16 protein-coding genes and 1 pseudogene are annotated in these 19,935 nt (G+C 72.0%); 11 read left to right on the forward strand and 6 right to left on the reverse strand.

Annotated elements, in window-relative coordinates:
• The first annotated feature begins 23 nt into the window (after window positions 1-23).
• From Nocox_RS42035 to Nocox_RS42045, 3 genes are read left to right on the forward strand one after another with little or no spacing between them, the layout of a single operon-like run.
• Window positions 24-578, forward strand: coding sequence for a hypothetical protein (locus tag Nocox_RS42035; protein ID WP_026214295.1), 555 nt, complete (start codon window positions 24-26; stop codon window positions 576-578).
• The gene (locus Nocox_RS42040; protein WP_020542967.1) at window positions 578-2,584 is read left to right on the forward strand and encodes a flotillin family protein; all 2,007 of its coding nucleotides are present in this window, start codon (window positions 578-580) and stop codon (window positions 2,582-2,584) included. Before Nocox_RS42035 ends, Nocox_RS42040 begins: the two co-directional genes overlap by 1 nt.
• Complete coding sequence (locus Nocox_RS42045; RefSeq protein WP_020542968.1) at window positions 2,581-7,401, forward strand: DNA repair ATPase; 4,821 nt, start codon at window positions 2,581-2,583, stop codon at window positions 7,399-7,401. Before Nocox_RS42040 ends, Nocox_RS42045 begins: the two co-directional genes overlap by 4 nt.
• On the opposite strand, the gene Nocox_RS42050 is transcribed toward Nocox_RS42045, so the two are convergent.
• Entirely contained in the window at window positions 7,396-8,250 is an 855-nt protein-coding gene (locus Nocox_RS42050; protein WP_026214296.1) for a dihydrodipicolinate synthase family protein, read from the reverse strand. The genes Nocox_RS42045 and Nocox_RS42050 overlap by 6 nt on opposite strands.
• 72 nt (window positions 8,251-8,322) lie before the next feature.
• Between Nocox_RS42050 and Nocox_RS42055 the strand changes: the two genes are divergently transcribed.
• Window positions 8,323-9,198 (forward strand): LysR family transcriptional regulator, encoded by an 876-nt coding sequence (locus Nocox_RS42055; RefSeq protein WP_020542970.1) that lies wholly within the window; start codon window positions 8,323-8,325, stop codon window positions 9,196-9,198.
• 9 nt (window positions 9,199-9,207) lie between these two features.
• Here the strand turns inward: Nocox_RS42055 and Nocox_RS42060 are convergent, their stop codons facing one another.
• Window positions 9,208-10,158: a serine hydrolase domain-containing protein gene (locus tag Nocox_RS42060; protein ID WP_020542971.1), complete on the reverse strand. Its 951-nt coding sequence runs from the start codon at window positions 10,156-10,158 to the stop codon at window positions 9,208-9,210.
• 51 nt (window positions 10,159-10,209) lie between these two features.
• On the opposite strand from Nocox_RS42060, the gene Nocox_RS42065 reads away from it, so the two are divergent.
• Window positions 10,210-11,646, forward strand: a complete 1,437-nt coding sequence (locus Nocox_RS42065) for an ATP-binding protein (protein ID WP_026214297.1) — start codon at window positions 10,210-10,212, stop codon at window positions 11,644-11,646.
• Here the strand turns inward: Nocox_RS42065 and Nocox_RS42070 are convergent.
• From Nocox_RS42070 to Nocox_RS42080, 4 genes and pseudogenes are all read right to left on the reverse strand, one after another.
• On the reverse strand, window positions 11,643-12,149 hold the full coding sequence (locus Nocox_RS42070; RefSeq protein WP_020542973.1) for a flavoprotein: 507 nt from the start codon (window positions 12,147-12,149) through the stop codon (window positions 11,643-11,645). The genes Nocox_RS42065 and Nocox_RS42070 overlap by 4 nt on opposite strands.
• A gap of 27 nt (window positions 12,150-12,176) precedes the next feature.
• A complete protein-coding gene (locus tag Nocox_RS43575; RefSeq protein ID WP_020542974.1) occupies window positions 12,177-12,872 on the reverse strand; it encodes an MFS transporter in 696 nt (231 codons plus the stop codon).
• 121 nt (window positions 12,873-12,993) lie between these two features.
• Window positions 12,994-13,380: pseudogene (locus tag Nocox_RS43580) on the reverse strand (MFS transporter); the annotation flags it as partial.
• 111 nt (window positions 13,381-13,491) lie between these two features.
• Entirely contained in the window at window positions 13,492-14,217 is a 726-nt protein-coding gene (locus tag Nocox_RS42080) for a class I SAM-dependent methyltransferase (protein ID WP_020542977.1), read from the reverse strand.
• Window positions 14,218-14,317: 100 nt separating this feature from the next.
• On the opposite strand from Nocox_RS42080, the gene Nocox_RS42085 reads away from it, so the two are divergent.
• The 6 genes from Nocox_RS42085 (at window position 14,318) to Nocox_RS42110 (ending at window position 19,873) form a co-directional block, all read left to right on the forward strand.
• Window positions 14,318-15,682, forward strand: coding sequence for an LCP family glycopolymer transferase (locus Nocox_RS42085; protein ID WP_063711626.1), 1,365 nt, complete (start codon window positions 14,318-14,320; stop codon window positions 15,680-15,682).
• Window positions 15,683-15,768: 86 nt separating this feature from the next.
• Window positions 15,769-16,812 (forward strand): ABC transporter substrate-binding protein, encoded by a 1,044-nt coding sequence (locus tag Nocox_RS42090; protein ID WP_026214299.1) that lies wholly within the window; start codon window positions 15,769-15,771, stop codon window positions 16,810-16,812.
• A 6-nt stretch (window positions 16,813-16,818) separates the two neighbouring features.
• The gene (locus Nocox_RS42095) at window positions 16,819-17,616 is read left to right on the forward strand and encodes an ABC transporter ATP-binding protein (RefSeq protein ID WP_020542980.1); all 798 of its coding nucleotides are present in this window, start codon (window positions 16,819-16,821) and stop codon (window positions 17,614-17,616) included.
• Window positions 17,606-18,463 carry an ABC transporter permease gene (locus Nocox_RS42100; RefSeq protein WP_020542981.1) on the forward strand — a complete coding sequence of 286 codons (858 nt, stop codon included), beginning with the start codon at window positions 17,606-17,608 and terminating at the stop codon, window positions 18,461-18,463. Before Nocox_RS42095 ends, Nocox_RS42100 begins: the two co-directional genes overlap by 11 nt.
• On the forward strand, window positions 18,463-18,849 hold the full coding sequence (locus Nocox_RS42105) for an RrF2 family transcriptional regulator (RefSeq protein WP_020542982.1): 387 nt from the start codon (window positions 18,463-18,465) through the stop codon (window positions 18,847-18,849). Before Nocox_RS42100 ends, Nocox_RS42105 begins: the two co-directional genes overlap by 1 nt.
• A gap of 94 nt (window positions 18,850-18,943) precedes the next feature.
• Complete coding sequence (locus Nocox_RS42110; protein WP_026214300.1) at window positions 18,944-19,873, forward strand: ATP-binding protein; 930 nt, start codon at window positions 18,944-18,946, stop codon at window positions 19,871-19,873.
• Window positions 19,874-19,935: the final 62 nt, after the last annotated feature.

A 19,935-nucleotide genomic window follows, 5' to 3' on the forward strand; every position in this document is an offset into this window, starting at 1 on the left:
GGGGATGGACACAACGGGGCAAGATGGGCGAGTTCTTCAGCACGGTGTTGAGTTTTCCGACTGTCGTTTTCAGCTTCCTTCTCGTGGTGGTCGTCGGTTATTGGCTGATCGTCGTCACCGGCGTCCTGGAGCTGGACGACAGCGACGCCGTCTGGCTGGGCCTCGGGGGAGCTCCGGCCGGCGTCACGCTCTCGCTGCTGATCGCGCTCGCCTGGCTGCTGTGCCTGATCGGCAGCCAGGTCGTGAGCGGCGGCCCGCTGATCGCCGTGCCCTTCGCCGCCGCCGGCCTCGCCTGGCTCGTCACCCGCGGCCTGCTCGGACCGCTGCGCAGGCTGGTCCCGGACGGGGACCGGCACTCGCGCGGCGACTTCGTCGGCCAGGCGTGCGTCATCCGGACCGGCTCGGCGACCCCTGACTTCGGCCAGGCCGAGGTCACCGCGGCCGACGGCTCGACAGCCCTGGTGCAGGTCCGTACGACCGGCGCCGACCGCCTGTCCCGCGGCGACCGCGCCCTCATCTTCGACTACGACAAAGACGGCGAATTCTTCTGGGTCATGCCGCATGAAAGCGAGGTTTGATGGACGTCATCTCGACAGGGTTCGGGGTATTCCTGGCGGTTGTCCTGGTGGTGGCGATCGGTCTGATCGTCATCATCGGCCGGCTTTTCCGTAAGGTCGAACAGGGCAAAGCGCTCATCGTCTCGAAAGTCAACAAGGTGGACGTGACGTTCACGGGCGCGGTCGTGCTGCCCGTCGTCCACAAGGCCGAGATCATGGACATCTCGGTCAAGACCATCGAGATCGAGCGGACCGGCCGGGAGGGCCTGATCTGCCGGGACAACATCAGGGCGGACATCAGGATCACCTTCTTCGTCCGGGTGAACAAGACCGCCGAGGACGTCATCAAGGTCGCCCAGGCCATCGGCACCGCCCGCGCCAGCGACGAGGCCACGCTGCAGGCGCTGTTCAACGCGAAGTTCTCCGAGGCGCTGAAGACCGCGGGCAAGCACCTCGACTTCGTCGACCTCTACACCAAGCGGGACGAGTTCCGTGACGAGATCGTCCGGCTCATCGGCACCGACCTCAACGGCTACAGCCTGGAGGACGCCGCCATCGACTACCTGGAGCAGACCAGCATGCTCCAGCTCGACAAGAACAACATCCTCGACGCGCAGGGCATCAGGAAGATCACCGAGCTGACGGCCATCGAGCACGTCCGCACGAACGAGTTCCAGCGCCAGGAGGAGAAGGAGATCACCCGCCAGAACGTCGACGCCCGCGAGGCCATACTCGAACTCCAGCGCCGCCAGGCCGACGCCGAGCTGAAGCAGCGGCGCGAGATCGAGACCGTCAAGGCCCGCGAGGAGGCGGAGATCGCCCGCGTCCAGGCCGAGGAGCGGCTGCGCGCCCAGAGCGCCAACATCAAGGCGGACGAGTCGATCGGCGTCCAGCGCGAGAACCTGGCCCGCGAGGTCGCCGTCGCCGAGAAGAACCGCGAGCGGGTCATCGCCATCGAGAGCGAGCGCATCGAGAAGGACCGCGTCCTGGAGGTCATCGCCCGCGAGCGGGAGACCGAGCTGTCGCGCATCGCCAAGGACAAGGAGGTCCAGTCCGAGAAGCGGCTCATCGCCGAGGTCATCCGCGAGCGCGTCGCCGTCGACAAGACCGTGGCCGAGCAGGAGGAGGCCATCAAGCGGCTGCGCGTGGTCGAGGAGGCCGAGCGCACCCGCCAGCAGGTCGTCATCGCCGCCGAGGCCGAGGCCCAGGAGAACCTGGTCAAGGACATCAAGGCCGCCGAGGCCGCCGAGGCCGCCGCGAAGTTCAGGGCCCGCGAGGAGCTGGTGCTGGCCGAGTCCCGTCAGCAGGCCGCCGAGCTGGAGGCGCGGGCCAAGATCCGGCTCGCCGAGGGCGTGCAGGCCGAGACCGCGGCGAGCGGGCTGGCCCAGGTGCAGGTCAAGGAGCGCGACGCCGCGGCCATCGAGAAGGTCGGCCGCGCCGAGGCCGTCGCGCTGCGCGAGAGGCTGGCCGCCGAGGCCGCCGCCGTGGGCGAGAAGCTGAAGTCGGAGGCCGAAGGCCTCACCGAGAAGGCCGCCGCGCTGGCCGCGCTGGACGAGGCGAGCCGGGCGCACGAGGAGTACCGCCTGCGTCTGGAGGCCGAGAAGGAGATCCGGCTCAAGCACATCGACGTCTCCCGGGCCGTGGCCGAGTCGCAGGCCAGTGTGCTGGCCGCCGGGCTCGCCAACGCCAGCATCGACATCGTGGGCGGCGAGTCGACGTTCTTCGACAAGGTCGTGGGCTCGATCACGGCGGGCAAGGCCGTGGACGGGTTCGTCGAGCACTCACAGATCGCCACGGCGCTCGCGGCGCCGTACGTCAACGGGCAGGCCAGCATCGCCGCCGACCTCGCCCGGGTCGTCGGCGGGGTCAGCACCGAGGACCTGAAGAACGTCACCGTCTCCGCGCTGCTCATGAGGCTCATCCAGGACGGCGGCCCGCAGGCCGGCGCCCTCGGCGAGCTGCTGGACACCGCGCGCCGCCTCGGCCTGGCCGACTCCCCGGTGAACGCGCTGGCCGGGGCCAAGTGAGCGTGACGGACACAGGGCTGGAGGCGGGGACGTACGAAGTCCTGCGCAACCGCCTCCAGGCCCAGGCCAAGGCCCTGGCGGCGGCCGCCGGGGCGCTCAACCGGGAGCGGCTGAAGGTGTTCGGCGGCGCGGAGCTGCGCCTGCTCGGCACCGAGCGCATCCGTACGGAGAACAACTGCGTCCCCAGGGACATCGTCTCCGTCGGCGGCGTGATGCTGTTCGGCTACAACGTCTTCATCGGGCTGAAGCCCGAGACGAGCGTGGCCGACGTGTTCGCCGTGCACCGCTTCACCCGTGACGGCGACGCGTTCACGTTCGCGGCGGACCGGCTGGACGCGCTGGCCGACCCGACGTTCGCGAAGGACTTCGCCGAGCTCTACCGCTACTACAAGGAGACGCGGCTCCAGCAGCTCCGCCGGGTGGACGGCAAGCTGCTGGCGGTGTTCAGGACCGGCCCGGCGGACATTCGGGTGCTGCGCTGGGCCGTGGACGCGGCCGGCGTGCCCACGTACCTGGACAACCGGGGCGAGCGCGACCACGTCTTCCCGCCGTCGCACGACTTCGAGTGGACGCCGACCACCCGCGACGACCACGTTCTGGGCCGGCATCCGCACATCTCGATCCAGGGCGAGGTGTTCGTCGAGACCCTGGGCGGCGACCTGACGATCAAGGTCGAGGACAACACCGAGACCGGGGCGGGCATCTACAGCGAGCCGGTCGACGAGCCGCTGCAGAGCCTCGCCGACGCCGACGTCGAGTACGCCCGCGTGGGACCGCTCGTGCTCATGCGGATCCGGCCGTACAAGGAGACCGAGTGGCGGCACCTGGTCTTCAACACCCGCACGAAGGCCGTCACCCGGCTGGACGGCATCGGCCAGGCGTGCCGGCGCCTGCCCGAGGACCAGGGGCTGATCTTCCCCGGCGGCTACTACCTGTCGACCGGGGTCAGCAGGACGTTCGACACGGACGTGAGCGACCTGGAGTTCGAGCGGACGGTCCGGGCGCCCAACGGTGAGGACGTCCTGTACGTCTTCCACGCCCGGGGCGACGGGCGCTCGCTGCTGCTGCCGTACAACGTGATCAGGAAGGAGGTGGCCACGCCCATCGTCTGTCACGGGTACTCGCTCTTCGACGACGGCACGATGGTGGTCTTCCGCGCCACCTCCGAGGAGCCGACCCGGGTCCACCCGATGCAGGTGTGGCAGACCCCGTACGTCTCCGACACCTACGCCGCCGCCCAGCCCGCCGGCGGGCATCCGCTGGAGCGCATCGGCAACGCGGAGCTGGTGCGCGGCATCTCCGACTGCCTGTCCGTGGCCAGGATGGTCGAGGAGATGGCGCCGTCGGCGGGGACGTTCGAGGGGCTGATCGCCGCCTGCGCGCGGGCCTTCGACTCCTACCACTGGCTCGGCGAGCACGGCCTGCACGGGCCGCTCGCCGACGTACGGGCCACCGCCGAGCAGGTCCTCGACGAGTACGAGAACGTCGAGCAGCTCACCCGCCAGGCCCGCGGCACCCTCGACCAGGTCACGCAGGAGACCACCCACCTGGTCCGGCAGGCCCGCGCCGGCAGCCCCGGGAACGCCGACGCCTGGGTGAGCACGCTCGCCGCGCTGCGCCGCGCGCAGGGCCACCTGGTGACGCTGCGCGAGGTCCGCTACATCGACCTGGCCGCGCTGGACGCGCTGACCGAGTCCGTGGCCGAGGAGCTGGCCGCGACCGGGCGGCGGGCGGTGGGCTTCCTGTCCGGCGCGGACGCCTTCACCTCCTACCACGCCGCCGTCGAGCGGCTCGCCGCCGAGGCCACCGCCATCGCGACGGTCGCCGAGGCCGCGCCCGTCGCCGAGCGGCTGGCCGAGCAGGCCGAGGGGCTTGAGGTGGTCACCGAGGTCGTCGGCTCGCTGGAGATCGCCGACGCGACCGTGCGCACGTCCGTGCTGGCGCGCATCGCCGAGGTCCTGGGCGGCGTCAACCGGGCGCGGGCCCTCCTCGACGGGCGGCGGCGCGAGCTGCTGGGCACCGAGGGGCGGGCCGCGTTCGCCGCCGAGTTCGCCCTGCTCGGCCAGGCCGTGACGGGCGCGCTGGCGGTGGCCGGCACGCCCGCCGCGTGCGACGAGCAGCTCGGCCGGCTCATGCTGCGGCTGGAGGGCCTGGAGTCGCGCTTCGGCGAGTTCGACGACTTCGCCGCGCAGCTCGCCGCCAAGCGGGACGACGTCTACGAGGCGTTCTCGGCGCGCAAGCAGGCGCAGCTCGACGAGCTGGCGCGGCGGGCCGACCGGCTGTTCGCCTCCGCCGACCGGGTGCTGGGGACGATCACCCGGCGGCTGGCGGCGCTGGGGTCCCCGGACGAGGTCAACACCTACTTCGCCACCGACCCGATGGTGGCCAAGGTGCGCTCGACGGCCGGCGAGCTGCGGTCGCTGGGCGACGCCGTACGGGCCGAGGAGCTGGACGGGCGGATCAAGGCCGCCCAGCAGGAGGCCGGCCGGGCCCTGCGGGACCGCCTGGAGCTGTTCTCCGACGGCGGCGAGACCCTGCGCCTCGGCCACCACCGCTTCGCGGTCAACACCCAGCCGATCGACCTGACGCTGGTCCCGCACGACGGCACCATGCACTTCGCCGTCACCGGCACCGACTACCGCTCCCCCACGCCCGCCTCCTTTGCCGACACCCGGCCGTTCTGGGACCAGCTCCTCGTCTCGGAGACCGCGGAGGTCTACCGCGCCGAGCACCTGGCCGCCTCCCTCCTGCCCGTCGTCGCCCCCGGCGCGCCGCTCGCCGACCTCGTACGGCAGGCCGCCGAATCCCGCTACGACGAGGGCTACGAGCGCGGCGTCCACGACCACGACGCGACCGCCATCCTGGACACGCTGGTCCGCCTGCGCGAGGGCGCCGGGCTGCTGCGCTACCCGCCCGAGGCGCGGGCCCTGGCCCAGCTCTTCTGGGCCTTCGGCGCCGACGACGTTTCACGTAAAACATTCGCCACGCGGGCCGTGTCGCTGGCGCGCGCCCGCGACCTGTTCGGCCCCACGCCCGCGCTGGACGCCCTGGCCGGCGAGCTGGGGACGCTGATCGCCGCCTTCGCGGCGGAGCTGGGCACGGGTGCGGCGGAAGACACGGCGGCGGCCGGCGAGTACCTGGTCGAGGAGCTGGGAAGCGGCCCGGACGGATTCGTGACCGGCAAGGCGGCCCGCGACGTCCTCGACGGGTTCCGCGCCGGCCTCGGCCCGGTCAGGACGCGGGAGTTCGAGGAGGACCTGCGCGCGGTGCCGCTCCCCGAGCGGGTGCAACTCGCCCACGCCTGGCTGACCGCCTACCACCAGGGGCCGGAGACGGCCGAGGCCGTCGCCGTGCTGCTCTGCGGCGACCTGCCGCGCCACGACTCCAGCGCCGCCACCACCGCCACGGTGACCGGCCTGCTCGGCGCCCACCCCCGCGTCAAGGACCGCGCGCTGGACGTCCGGCTGGAGGAGTTCCTGCCGCGCACCCGCCGCTTCATGGAGGAGCGGGTGCCGGCCTACCGGGCGTACCAGCGCCGCCGCACCGAGCTGGTCGAGGCCGAGCGGGCCCGGCTGCGCCTGGACGAGTACAAGCCGAAGGTGATGAGCGCGTTCGTCCGCAACCGCCTGCTCGACGAGGTCTACCTGCCGCTGATCGGCGACAACCTGGCCAAGCAGCTCGGCGCGGCGGGGGCGGGCAAACGCACCGACCAGATGGGGCTGCTCCTGCTCATCTCCCCGCCCGGCTACGGCAAGACGACCCTCATGGAGTACGTGGCCAGCCGCCTCGGCCTCGTCTTCGTCAAGGTGAACGGCCCCGCGCTCGGCCACCAGGTCACCTCGCTCGACCCGGCCGAGGCCCCCGACGCCACCGCCAGGCAGGAGGTCGAGAAGATCTCCTTCGCGCTGGAGACGGGCAACAACACGCTGCTCTACCTGGACGACATCCAGCACACCTCGCCGGAGCTGCTGCAGAAGTTCATCTCGCTGTGCGACGCCCAGCGCCGCATCGAGGGCGTCTGGAACGGCCGCACCCGCACCTACGACCTGCGCGGCAAGCGGTTCGCGGTCTGCATGGCGGGCAACCCGTACACCGAGTCCGGCCGCCGCTTCCGCATCCCGGACATGCTGGCCAACCGGGCCGACGTCTGGAACCTGGGCGACGTGCTGTCCGGCAGGGACGAGCTGTTCGCGCTCAGCTACGTCGACAACGCGCTCACCAGCAACCCGGTGCTGGCCCCGCTCGCCGGCCGCGACCACGCGGACGTGGAGCTGCTGATCCGGCTGGCGAAGGGCGACCCGGCGGCCCGCGCCGACCAGCTCAGGCACCCGTACACCAAGCCGGAGCTGGAGCAGATCCTCGCCGTCCTCGCCAAGCTCGTACGGGCCCAGGAGGTCGTGCTGGCCAACAACCGGGCCTACATCGCCTCGGCCGGGCAGTCGGACGCGGCCCGCACCGAGCCGCCGTACCGGCTGCAGGGCTCCTACCGGAACATGAACAAGCTGGCCGAGCGGATCGTCCCCGCCATGAACGAGGACGAGCTGGAGGCCGTGATCGACGACCACTACCTGGGCGAGGCGCAGACGCTCACCTCCGACGCCGAGGCGAACCTGCTCAAGCTGGCCGAGCTGCGCGGCCGGCTCACCCCGGCGCAGGCCGAGAGGTGGGCGGAGATCAAACGCGCCTACCTGAAGGCCAAGGCGCTCGGCGGCGCGGAGGACGACCCGGCCACCCGCACGGTGGGCGCGATCGGCCTGCTGGCCGACCGGGTGGGCGAGGTCGGCACGGCCATCAGGGAGGCCGGTCGCGCTCTATAGAGCCGCGGCCACCGATGCGGGGCTCGCGGGCAGCAGCGGAAGCCGTACGTCCGGGGTCGGGATGAGGCCCCGGGCGTGCAGGACGCCCTTCAGCACGGTCGGGTTGGGCTCGGCGAACAGCGCGGCCGACAGGGCGGCCAGCCGGTGCCCGAGCGCGCGGGCGCGGGGCACGTCGCCCGCGTGCCAGGCGTCGGCCAGGTCGGCGAACTCGCGCGTGCGCAGGTGGGCCGAGGCGAGGATGCCGCCCGCCGCGCCCAGCGCCAGCATCGGCGAGACGTACAGGTCGTCGCCGCACAGCACCTCGAACCCGGGGGGCGGGTCGCCCAGCAGGTCGAGCGCGTCCTGGTCGAGGCCGCCCGTCGCGTACTTGACCCCGGCGACCATCGGGTGCGCCGCCAGCCGGCGCAGCGTCGCCGCCCCCACCTGCTGCCCGGTCCGGTAGGGGATGTGGTAGATCACCAGCGGCACCGGCGTCTCCTCCGCCAGCGCCGTGAAGTGCGCCTCGACGCCGCGCTCGCCGGGCCGCAGGAACGACGGGACGGTCACCAGCGCCGCCCCCGCCCCCTCCGGCAGGGCGCGCAGCGCGCGGGCCGTCGTCCGGGTGTCGCTCGCGCTCATCCCCACCGTGAGCAGCGCCCCGCGCTCCGCGCAGGCGCGGGCGCAGGTCTCGATCACCAGGGCCCGCTCCTCCTGGTCGAGCGCGGCGGCCTCGCCGGTGGTGCCGAGCGCGACCAGCCCGGCCGCGCCGTCGTCCAGGACCTGGCGGGCGAGCTTCCCGACGGCGTCGGCGGCCACCTCGCCCTCCGGCGTGAACGGGGTGACCAGCGGCACGTGGATTCCTCTCAACATGTCTCCGAGCCTGGCCCGTGCCGACCCTTAAGGTCCAGTTCGGATTCGTGACGTGGAACGTAAGCTCGTCTTATGCTCGATCCCCGCAAGCTGCACCTGCTCCGCGAGCTGGCCAGGCGCGGCACCATCGCCGCGGTCGCCGAGGCGGTCACCTTCACGCCGTCGGCCGTCTCCCAGCAGCTCAGCGCGCTCGAACGCGAGGCCGGCGTGCCGCTGCTGGAACGCACGGGCCGCCGGGTCGCCCTCACCCCCGCCGGTCACCTGCTCGTCGAGCACGCGCAGGCCGTGCTCGAACAGCTCGACCGCGCCTCGGCCGCGCTCGCCGCCGTCCGGGGCGGCCCGTCCGGCCCGCTGCGGATCGGCGCGTTCCCGACCGCCGCCCGCGCCCTGCTGCCGGCCGCGCTGGCGGCCCTCGCCGCCGGGCACCCCGGGCTGGAGCCGATGGTGGCCGAGATCGACCCCGCCGACGTCTCGGCCGCGCTGGGGGCGGGCGAGCTGGACGTGGCGCTCGTCCACGAGTACGACTTCGTCCCGCCCGTCACCGACGGCTCCGTCAGCGCCGAGCCGCTGTTCGCCGAGCCCATGTACCTGACGAACCACCCGTCGCTGGCCGCGGCGCGCGAGGAGGCGTGGATCACCGGCAAGCCGGGGACGCTCTGCCACGCCATGGCGGTGCGGGCCTGCCAGGCGGCCGGGTTCGAGCCGCGGGTGCGGCACCACGTGGACGACTTCGACGCGGTGCTCGCCTTCGTGGCGGCCGGGCAGGGCGTGGCGCTCGTCCCTCATCTGGCCGCCGCCGCGCCCCCGGCCGGCGTCACCCTCACCCGCCTGCCGCTGAGCCGCCGCACGCTCGCCGCCTACCGCCGCGGCCACGCCGCCCACCCGGCGATCCGCGCCGCCGTCACCGCCTTCCGCACCGCCACCCCCACCCTGCCGCCAGCCCGGTGACCGGACCCTTCAGAGGTCGAGGACGGCCTCGGCGATCGCCTGGGACCCGGCCGAGTCCCGGTCGTAGTCACCGGCGGTCACCGCCATCACCAGCTCCTCACCGGGCACCACCACGAGAAGCTGCCCGCCGTTCCCGATGCCCTGGATCCTGCGGCGCTCCTCCTCGACCACGTACCAGTGGTAGCCGTAGGTGAAGGACCCGTCGATCGGCACCCGCGACCGCAGCGCCTCCCGCAGCCAGCCCTCCGGGACGATCCCGCGCCCGCCGTCGAGCACGAGCTGCCCGAGGGCGGCCAGGTCCACCGGCCGCAGCCGCAGCCCGGCGGCGGCCGACGCCACCCCGTCGCCGCCCTTCGTCCACGCGAAGTCCGTGATGCCGAGCGGCCCGAACAGCGCCTCGGCCGCGTACTCCTCGACCGGCCGCCCCGTCCCCCTGGCGATGATCCCGCCGAGCAGGGCGGTCGCGCCGCCGCAGTAGCGCCACCGCTTGCCCGGCTCCTCGGCGACCGGCCGCTCCAGCACGTACCGGTAGCGGTCGGGGGCCAGCTCCATGGCGATCTCGCTGTTGGCGGGGCTGGTGTAGGGGGCGTCCTCGTTCCAGTCGAGCCCGAGCGTCATGGTCAGCGCGTGCTCGATCGTCAGGTGCGCCTTGCCGGGGTCCTCCGCCAGGTCCCGGTGCTCGGGGAACTGCGCCATCAGCCCCGCCCCCGGCTCGGGCACGAGGCCGTCGCCGAGCGCGATGCCGTACAGCAGCGCCACCACGCTCTTGCTGACCGACCGCAGGTCGTGCAGGGTGTCCCGGTCGAACGTGACGTGCCCGAGCGGCTCACCCAGCCGGTGGTCCGGCCCCGCGCCGTACCGCTCCAGGACGACCTTCCCGCCGCGCATCACCACCAGCCCGTGCAACCCAGGCGCCCGCCCGTCCCGCACCACGGCCTCGACCCGCTCATCGACCTCCATGGCTCCTCCTCAACAAAGTATGATCGTCTCTTACTAAGATAGAGTCTTACTATGACAGCAGAATTCTCCGGACGCGAGCACGAGCTGCGGGTGCTACGCGAGCAGCTTCATCTCGTTCTCGCCGGAAAGCTGACCACGCGTGGCAGGGCTCTGCTCGTGACCGGCCGTCGGCGCGTGGGCAAGTCCCGTCTGGTGCAGGAGTTCTGCGACCGTTCCCGCCTGCCTTACATGGTCTTCCAAGCCTCACGCGGGCGCTCGCCCGCCGCCGAACGCAGTGACTTCATCGACGCTGTGTCGTGCGCCGGACTGCCGGACGCGGCACTGATCAGCGGCAACCGCCCACAGGACTGGAACGCGGCCCTGCGCGCCCTGGCCATCGCGGTCGGAGACACCCCTTGCGTCGTCGTCCTCGACGAGGTGCCCTGGCTCGTGGAGCAGGACCCCGAGTTCGAGGGGGCGTTGCAGACGGTCTGGGACAGGTTCCTGTCGGCCAGACCGATCCTGCTGATCTTGGTCGGCAGCGACCTGACGACGATGGAGGCACTGCAGGAGTACGGACGGCCGTTCTTCGGGCGGGCCGGCCACACCACCGTCAGGCCGCTCCACCTGGGCGACGTCGCGGCCATGACGGGCCTGCCCGCCGCGGACGCCGTCGACGCCTTCCTCCTGACCGGCGGCTTTCCCGAGATCGTGAGCTCGTGGGAGCCGGGCATGTCCCGGGAGGAGTTCCTGCGGCGGAGTCTCGCCTCTCCTCTGTCACCCCTCCTCGCCGCCGGTCAGCTCACGCTGCTCGGCGAGTTCCCGGGAGGCGGCCACGCGCGTACGATCCTGGAGGCGATCGGCACCGGCGAGCGCACCTTCGCCGGCATCGCCGCGAGGACGGGAGGCGCCGCGCCACTGCCCGCCGGCACCCTCTCTCCGATCCTCGCCACACTTGCCGCCAAGCAGGTCGTCGCCGCCGACCTGCCGCTGTCCACCAGGCAGGACACCAAGAACAAGCGCTACCGGATCGCCGACCCCTACCTGCGCTTCTGGCTGACCTTCCTGCAGCGCGCGATCGCCGACAGCGAGCGTGGCCGTCCCGACCTCGCGCTGCGCCGCATCGGGCGGTCGTGGACGAGCTGGCGTGGCCGGGCGGTCGAGCCGGTGATCCGCGAGACCCTCGCCCGCGCGCTGCCGGACGAGGACTGGCCCGGCACGGAGGAGGTCGGCGGTTGGTGGAACCGGCAGAACAACCCGGAGGTGGACCTGGTCGGCGCCGACAGAGGTCCGGTCGCGAGCGAGGTGCACTTCGTCGGATCGATCAAGTGGCTGGAGAACCGCCCGTTCGACCGGCACGATCACGAGGCGCTCGTCCGGAGCAAGCCCTTCGTGCCGGGGACGGGCGACCGCACGCCTCTCGTCGCCGTCTCGCGGGCCGGCGCCGAGCCGGGCCTGCCCCTCGACCGGGTCTGGTCGCCGGAGGATCTGGTAGCCGCCTGGAGTTAGCTCGGTGGGCCGAGTTCGGTCAGTGCCGCCCGCCAGGGGTCGGGGTCGGCGTCGTCCGGCGGGGGCAGGACGCGGACGCCGTCGGCGCGCAGGTCGGCGACCGCGCGGCGGAACGGCAGCCGGGAGGCGAGGGCGTCGTTGACGAAGGGCAGCACGACGACGGGGATGCCGAGCCCCGGCGCCTCGGCCAGCACCCCCAGCGCGTACGTGTCCGCCACCCCCAGCGCGAGCTTGTTGACCGTGTTGTACGTCGCCGGCGCCACGATCATGGCGTCCGCCCGCGGCGGCTTCGGCTCGGACGGCTTGCGGTAGCGGCTGCGTACCGGCCGCCCGGTCCGCGCCTCCAAGGCGGGGACGTCGAGGAAGTCCAGGGCCGCCGGCGTGGCGACGACCTGCACGGTCCAGCCGAGTCGCTGCGCGCCGGCGACGAGCCGGGCGACGTCGCCGGCCGCGTAGGCGGCGCACACGATGACGTACAGCACCTTGCCCGGCGACTCGATCACCTCGCCAGCATCGCACGCCCCCGGCGGTCAGGTGGACGGGGCCCCGGCGGCCGACAGCGGGGCCGCGATGTCCTCCAGCCCCTTGCGTTCGGCCTTGACGCCGAGGAACACCTCCACCAGGCCGCCGGCGATCATCACCAGCCCGCCGATGACGAACGCGAGCGCCGTGTCGCCCGGCACGCCGCTCTCCACGAGCGAGGAGAAGACCAGCGGGCCCGCGATGCCGCCCGCGGCGGTGCCGACCGCGAAGAAGAACGCGATGGCCATGGCCCTGGTCTCCATCGGGAAGATCTCGCTCACGGTCAGATAGGCCGAGCTGGCTCCCGCCGAGGCCACGAACAGCACCACGCTCCAGCACGCGGTCAGCGTCACCGCGGTCAGGGCGCCCTGGTCGAACAGCCAGGCGGTGCCGAGCAGCAGCACCCCGGAGCCGATGTAGGTGGCCGAGATCATCGGCACCCGCCCGACGGTGTCGAAGAGGTGGCCGAGCAGCAGCGGGCCGAGGAAGTTGCCGACCGCGATGACCGCGAAGTAGTAGCCGGTGTGCGTCTCGATGCCGTAGAAGGTGGACAGGATCTGCGCGTACCCGAAGGTGATCGCGTTGTAGAGGAACGCCTGGCCGATGAAGAGCGACAGGCCGAGCACGGTGCGCTTGGGGTAGAGCGCGACCATCGTGTGCGCGATCCGGACGAAGCCGATCGACCTGCGCTGGTGGATGGTCATCGACCGGGAGGGCTCCGGCAGGTCGCCGTCGGTTGACCGGCAGGTCGTTGAGCAGCGGCACGGTCAGCAGGGCGCCGCCCGCCGCGCCGAGCCAGTAGCTGCCGTTGATGATGATGTCGATGCGGCCCCGGTGCCTGCTCGGGATCAGCTCGTCGATGGCGGAGTTGATGGCCGCGTACTCGCCGCCGATGCCGAAACCCGTCATGAACCGCCACAGGAAGAACCACCACGCGCTGAACGAGAACGCCGTCATCAGCGTCGCCGCCAGGTAGACGAGCAGCGTGACGAGGAACAGCTTCTTGCGGCCGAACCGGTCGGTCAGCCAGCCGAAGAACAGCGCCCCCGAGCAGGCTCCCGCGACGTAGAGCGCGGCGGCGGTGCCCGCGACCTGGGCCTGCGTGATGTCGAGGCCGCTGCCCGGCTTGGCGAGCTGGGCGGACAGGTTTCCGACGATGGTGACCTCGAGCCCGTCGAGGATCCAGACGGTGCCCAGTCCTATGACGATCATCCAGTGCCAGCGGGACCAGGGGAGCCGGTCCAGCCGGGCGGGCACCTTGGTGGTGACGGTGCCGACCTCCACGTCGCTCACAAGGGATCTCGATACCCCTGAAAGACCGGTCTAGACGGGCTTCCTGGCCTCCACGAGGCCGGTGCCGAACCACGGTCCGCCGTACCAGAACCGCCAGCCGGCGTCGCGGCGGCGCACGTCCACGACGCCGAGCTCGCGCAGGGTCTCCTCGTACGCGGCCGTGTGCTGGAAGTCGGCGAGGAGCAGCAGCCCGCCGGGCCGCAGCACCCGGTACGCCTCCCGCACGGCCCGCGCCCGCCCCTCCGCGCCGGGGATGTTGTGCACCGCCTGGCTGGAGACGACCACGTCGAACGCCGCGTCGCCGAAGGGCAGGTCGCGCAGGTCGCCGGTGACCAGCTCGACGCGGTCGGAGACGCCTTCGGCCTCGGCGTTGGCGCGGGTGCGCGCCTCGGCGTTGCCCGACTGGTCGGCCGAGCGCCACAGGTCGACGCCCGTGGCCCGGCCCCTGGGCAGCCGCTGGGCGGCCATGAGCAGCACCGCGCCGCGGCCGCAGCCGAGGTCGAGCAGCCGCTCGTCGCCCTTGAGGCGGCGCAGTTCCTCGGCCCAGACGGCGAACTTGCCGTGCCGGGTGGTGTAGAGGTAGCTGGCCGCGCTGGCCAGCGTGTAGAGCCCGCCGAGGAGGAAGGCGAGGCCCGCGAGGAGGATGTCGAGGGCGTACGAGACCGCCGCGAGAGCCACCAGCACGATCGCTCCGAGGAGCAACCCGGTCAGGGCCCACGGCGCGTCGAAGCCATAGCTGCCGTGTCGCTTGCTCACACTCACGTTATATCGCAAGATAGGGATTTGACGGCGACTTGACGTGACCCTTCCCTTTCGTACCGGCAATCACGCACATCCCATTACTAGGGTGACCGGGATGGATAGACAGCGGGGATTCGGCCTCGGCGCCAGCATCGCGTTGACGCTGGCCTCGGCCGTGTTGTGGGGAGTCGCGCACCTGGCCACCGAGCGGCGCAGGGCCGGGATCGCGCTCATGGCGGCGCACGTCCTGACGCTCGCCGCGATCCTCGTCGTGTTCACCGGCTTCAGCACGCGCCTGCTCTCGCTGGCCGTCCAGCCCCGCTGGCTGATCGGGCTCACCGCCGGCCTGGTGGTGCTCGCGCTGGCCTGGACATTCGTGATCGTCTGGTCGTTCGTCCTGGTCCGCCCGCCGCGCGCGGACCTCGTCGGCCGGGTGCTCACCACGTCGCTGACCATCGCCCTCTGCGCGCTCGTGCTCGGGCCGACCGTCTACGCCGCCCGCCTCGCCTACGTCTCGCGCGACGTCGTGAACACCCTGTTCCCGGTCGCCGGCAGCTCCCCGGTCATCTCGCAGGACCCGTGGAACGGCGCCCAGCGGGTCAACTTCCTGCTGCTCGGCGCGGACTCGGCGCCGGGGCGGCCGGGGGTGCGTACCGACAGCATGACCGTGGCCAGCGTGGACGTGCGGACCGGCGCGACCACGCTGTTCGGCCTGCCGCGCAACCTCCAGCGGGTGCCGCTCCCCAAGGGCCCGGCCCGCGACCGCTTCCCCTTCGGCTTCACCGGCTCCGGCCCCGACACCCCCGGCCTCCTCAACGAGATCTACCAGTACGCCGAGGACCACCCCGACATGGTGCCGGGCGTCGGGCGCGGCAGGCGCGGCCCGGCCCTCATCAAGGAGACCGTCGGCGGCATCCTCGGCCTCCAGGTGCCCTACTACGCGATGGTGGACATGAAGGGCTTCGCCGAGATGATCGACGCCATCGGCGGCGTCGAGGTCACGGTCAAGGAGCCCATCGTGTACGGCCGCTACCGCGAGGGCCTGCTCCCCGCCGGCACCCGGAGGCTGACCGGCCAGCAGGCCCTGTGGTTCGGCCGCTCGCGCACCGACAGCGACGACTACGTCCGCATGGGCCGCCAGAAGTGCCTGCTCAACGCGGTGGCCAAGCAGGCCGATCCGCTGACCGTGCTCAACAGCTTCGAGCGCCTGGCCGCCGCCACGAAGCGGGCGATCTCCACCGACCTGCCGCAGGACCTGCTGCCGGCCGTCGTGGAGCTGTCCCAGAAGGTCAAGGACAAGAAGATCCACAGCCTCAGCTTCGTCCCGCCGCTCATCAGCACCGTCTACCCGGACTGGTCGCTGATCCGCCGCAAGGTGTCCGACGCCTTGGACGAGCCGCGTTCGACCAGGTCGGGCCAGGTGTTCGCGCACGAGCAGAGCCCCGACGACCCGGTCAGCCTCGACGCCGCCTGCCGATAGTCCTATATCCCTACTTGACGTATCGGGAACTATGCCTTTTGATACTGGGCATAGCCGACTTATTAAGTAGGAATAGAGGGCTGGGCATGAACGCTCGCAGGGTGCTGGCCGCACTGGCGCTGATCGCACTCGCCGGGGGAACGGCCGCGTGCGGGAGCGACACCACGAGCGCCGGCGACGGCGGCGGGACCGCCACCGAGGTCCGCCTCGGCTTCTTCCCGAACATCACCCACGCCACCGCGCTGGTGGGCGTCGAGAAGGGCCTCTACGCGAAGGACCTGGGCGTCCCGGTCAAGACCAGCACGTTCAACGCCGGCCCCGCCGCGATCGAGGCGCTGTTCTCCGGCGCCATCGACGCCACCTACATCGGCCCGAACCCGGCGATCAACGCCTGGCAGAAGTCCAAGGGCCAGGCCATCAAGATCGTCGCCGGCGCCGCGTCCGGCGGCGTCTTCCTGGTCGTCAAGCCGGGCATCGACGACGTCGAGGACCTCAAGGGCAAGAAGATCGCCACCCCGCAGCTCGGCAACACCCAGGACGTGGCCCTGCGCTACTGGCTCAGCAGCAAGGGGATCAAGACCGACACCAAGGGCGGCGGCGAGGTCCACATCGTGCCGCAGGAGAACTCCCAGACCCTCCAGACCTTCGCCACCGGCGACATCGACGGCGCGTGGGTGCCCGAGCCGTTCGCCAGCCGCCTGGTCCTGGAGAGCGGCGGCAAGATCCTGCTGGACGAGCGCGACCTCTGGCCGGACAAGCAGTTCGTGATCACCCACCTGATCGTCCGTCAGGAGTGGGCCAAGCAGCACCCCGACCTGGTGAAGAAGCTGCTCCAAGCGCACGTCGCGGCCAACAAGATCATCGCCGACGATCCCGACGGCGCCGCGCAGACCGCCAACGCCGCCATCGAGAAGCTCACCCAGAAGCCGCTCAAGCCCGAGGTGCTGAAGAGCGCCTTCAAGAACATCACCTTCACCAACGACCCGATCGCCTCCTCGCTCACCCTCAGCGCCAAGCACGCCGAGGAGGTCGGGCTGCTCGAACCGGTGGACCTCAACGGCATCTACGACCTCGGCCCGCTCAACGAGATCCTGGCGGCGGCCGGCCAGCAGGCCGTCGCGGACAAGTGAGGTGAGATGAGCACCACCCAGCTCGGCGCCGGCCCCGGCACGGACGCGGCCGTCCGCCTGGAGTCCGTCTCCAAGACCTACGGCCACGGCAGGAACGCCCTGCTCGCGCTCGACCAGGTGTCCCTCCACGTCCGGCCCGGCGAGTTCGTCTGCATCCTCGGCGCCTCCGGCTGCGGCAAGAGCACGATGTTGTCGCTGGTCGCCGGGCTCGACCGGCCGAGCGCCGGGCAGATCTCCACGAACGGCCACAAGGTCGCGATGATGTTCCAGGACCCGGCGCTGTTCCCGTGGCTGACCGTCGCGGCGAACGTCGAGCTGGCCTTCCGCGCCGACGGCGTCCCCAAGGCCGAGCGCAGGGCCAGGGCCGCGGAGTTCCTGGAGCTGGTGCACCTCGGCGGCTTCGGCCGCAAGCGCCCGCACGAGCTGTCGGGCGGCATGCGCCAGCGCGTGGCGCTCGCCCGCGCGCTCGCGCAGTCCTCGTCCTCCTCGGAGGGCTCGGCGGTGCTGCTCATGGACGAGCCGTTCGGCGCGCTCGACGCCATGACCCGCGACCTGCTCCACGACGAGCTGGAGCGGATCTGGCGGGAGCGGTCGCTGTCGGTGCTGTTCGTCACCCACAACGTGCGCGAGGCCGTCCGCCTCGGTGACCGGGTCGTGCTGCTGAGCAGCCGGCCCGGCCGGGTGGAGGAGGAGTTCGCCGTCGAGCTGGAGCGGCCCCGCCGCACCGACTCCGCCGAGGTCGCCACGCTCGCCGCGCGGATCACCGACCGGCTGAAGGAAGAGGTCGCCCGGCATGGCCGTTGACACGCAGCACGCCCGGCGGATCGCCGGGCTCGACGCGCTGGAGCTGGGCGGCGAGCGGCGGGCCGGGCTTCCCGCCCGGCTGTGGGCGCGCCTCTGGCCGATGCTCACCGCCGTCGCGCTGGTGCTGGTGGCCTGGCAGCTCGTCGTCATGAGCGGGCGCTGGCCCGAGTACGTCTTCGCCGGGCCGGTCGAGACCTTCCAGGCCATGGGGGAACGCTTCGGCGAGGCCGACTTCTACCGGGCCGTCGCCACCACCATGCGGCGGGCGTTCACCGGGTTCGCGCTGGCGGTGCTGGTCGGCCTGGTGGTCGGGGCGGCGGTGTCGCGGGTGAAGGTGCTGCGGGCGGCGTTCGGGGCGCTCATCACCGGGCTGCAGACGATGCCGTCGATCGCCTGGTTCCCGTTCGCGATCCTGCTGTTCGGGCTGACGGAGAGCGCGATCACGTTCGTGGTGATCCTGGGGGCGGCGCCGTCCATCGCCAACGGGCTGATCACCGGCGTGGACTACACGCCGCCGCTGCTGCTGCGGGCCGGGCACGTGCTCGGGTTCCGGCGGCTCAGCCTCTACCGGCACGTGATCCTGCCGGCGTCGCTGCCGTCGTTCCTCGCGGGGCTGAAGCAGGGGTGGGCCTTCGCCTGGCGCTCGCTGATGGCGGGCGAGCTCATGGTGATCATCGCCTACCAGTCCTCGCTGGGCGAGCAGCTCGCCTACGCCCGCGAGGTGTCCGACTCGCCGGGCCTGATCGGCACGATGATCATCATCCTGTCCATCGGCATCGTCATCGACCTGCTCTTCGAGGCGGCCGACGGGGCACTGCGCCGCCGCTGGGGCCTCGACCAAAGGTGATGCGGCTCTCGGCGAGAACCGACTACGCGCTGCGGGCGGTCAGCGAGCTGGCCGCCGCGCCTCCCGGGCCGGTGCCGGCCGAGCGCATCGCCGCGGCGCAGAGGATCCCCCGCAGGTTCCTGGACAACATCCTGCTCCAGCTCCGGCGGGCCGGGCTCATCCACAGCATGCGCGGCCCCGAGGGCGGCTACTGGCTGGCCCGCCCGGCCGAGGAGATCACGCTGGCCGACGTGATCGTGGTGATCGAGGGACGCCCGGAGTTCCAGGGGCACGGCGGGTATCCCGGGGCGGCCGGGCCGCTGGCCGCCGTGTGGGCGGCCCTGCGCGAGCACGAGGAACGGCTGCTCGCCGAGACCACGTTCGCGCAGATCGTGGCCGCCCGCTGACGCGCTCTTCCGAACTCCCTGCTCACGGGGCTCAGGTGTGGCATGATGCTGTCGACAGAACGACAACGATTTTCATCCTCACTCTGGAGGTCCCGTGAGAGTGGCCTTCGTCGGCAAGGGCGGCAGCGGCAAGACGACGATGTCGGCGCTGTTCGCCAGGCACCTCGCCGCCCAGGGCGCGCCGGTGGTCGCCATCGACGCCGACATCAACCAGCACCTGGCTCTCGTCCTCGGCCTCGACCGGCAGCCCGAGCCCCTCGGCGAGCACCTCACCGAGATCAAGGAGCGCCTGCGCGGCGACAACCCGCGCATCCCGTCCGCGGCCGACATGATCAAGACCACTCCGCCCGGCCGCGGCTCCCGCCTGCTGAGCTTCGACGACCTCGCCGCCGACCCCTACGGGCTGACCACGCCCGACGGCGTCCGGCTGCTCGCCGCCGGCGCGTTCAACGCCGACGACCTCGGCGTGGCCTGCTACCACTCCAAGATCGGCGCGGTGGAGCTGCTGCTCAACCACCTGGTCGACGGCCCTGGCGAATACGTCGTCGTCGACATGACCGCCGGCGCCGACTCCTTCGCCTCGGGCCTGTTCACCCGCTTCGACCTGACCTTCCTCGTCGCCGAGCCCACCCGCCAGGGCGTGAGCGTCTACCGCCAATACCGTGAGCACGCCGCCGCCCACGACGTCGCCGTCGCGGTCGTCGGCAACAAGGTCCACGGGCCCGACGACGTCGAGTTCCTGCGCGCGCACGCGGGCGACGACCTGCTCGGCTGGATGGAGCACTCCCCCGCCGTCCGCGCGATGGAGCAGGGCCGCCACGTCGCGCTCGACGACCTGGAGCCGGCCAACGCCGACACGCTCAGCCTGCTGCGCAAGAGCGTGGACGAGCGCGACAAGGACTGGGCGCGCTTCGGCCGCCAGGCGGTCGAGTTCCACCTGCGCAACGCGCGGGCCTGGGCCAACGAGCGGCTCGGGCGTGACCTCGCCGATCAGGTCGATCCCGGCTTCGTCTATGGCCCGTGACGACCATGAAGCTGTGCCCGTCAGGCATCTGGAGAGTCACCATTTTTCAACCTAGCGTCATT

Origin of the sequence: Nonomuraea coxensis DSM 45129, from assembly GCF_019397265.1 — a bacterium.
In the GTDB taxonomy this organism is placed as follows: Bacteria; Actinomycetota; Actinomycetes; order Streptosporangiales; family Streptosporangiaceae; genus Nonomuraea; species Nonomuraea coxensis.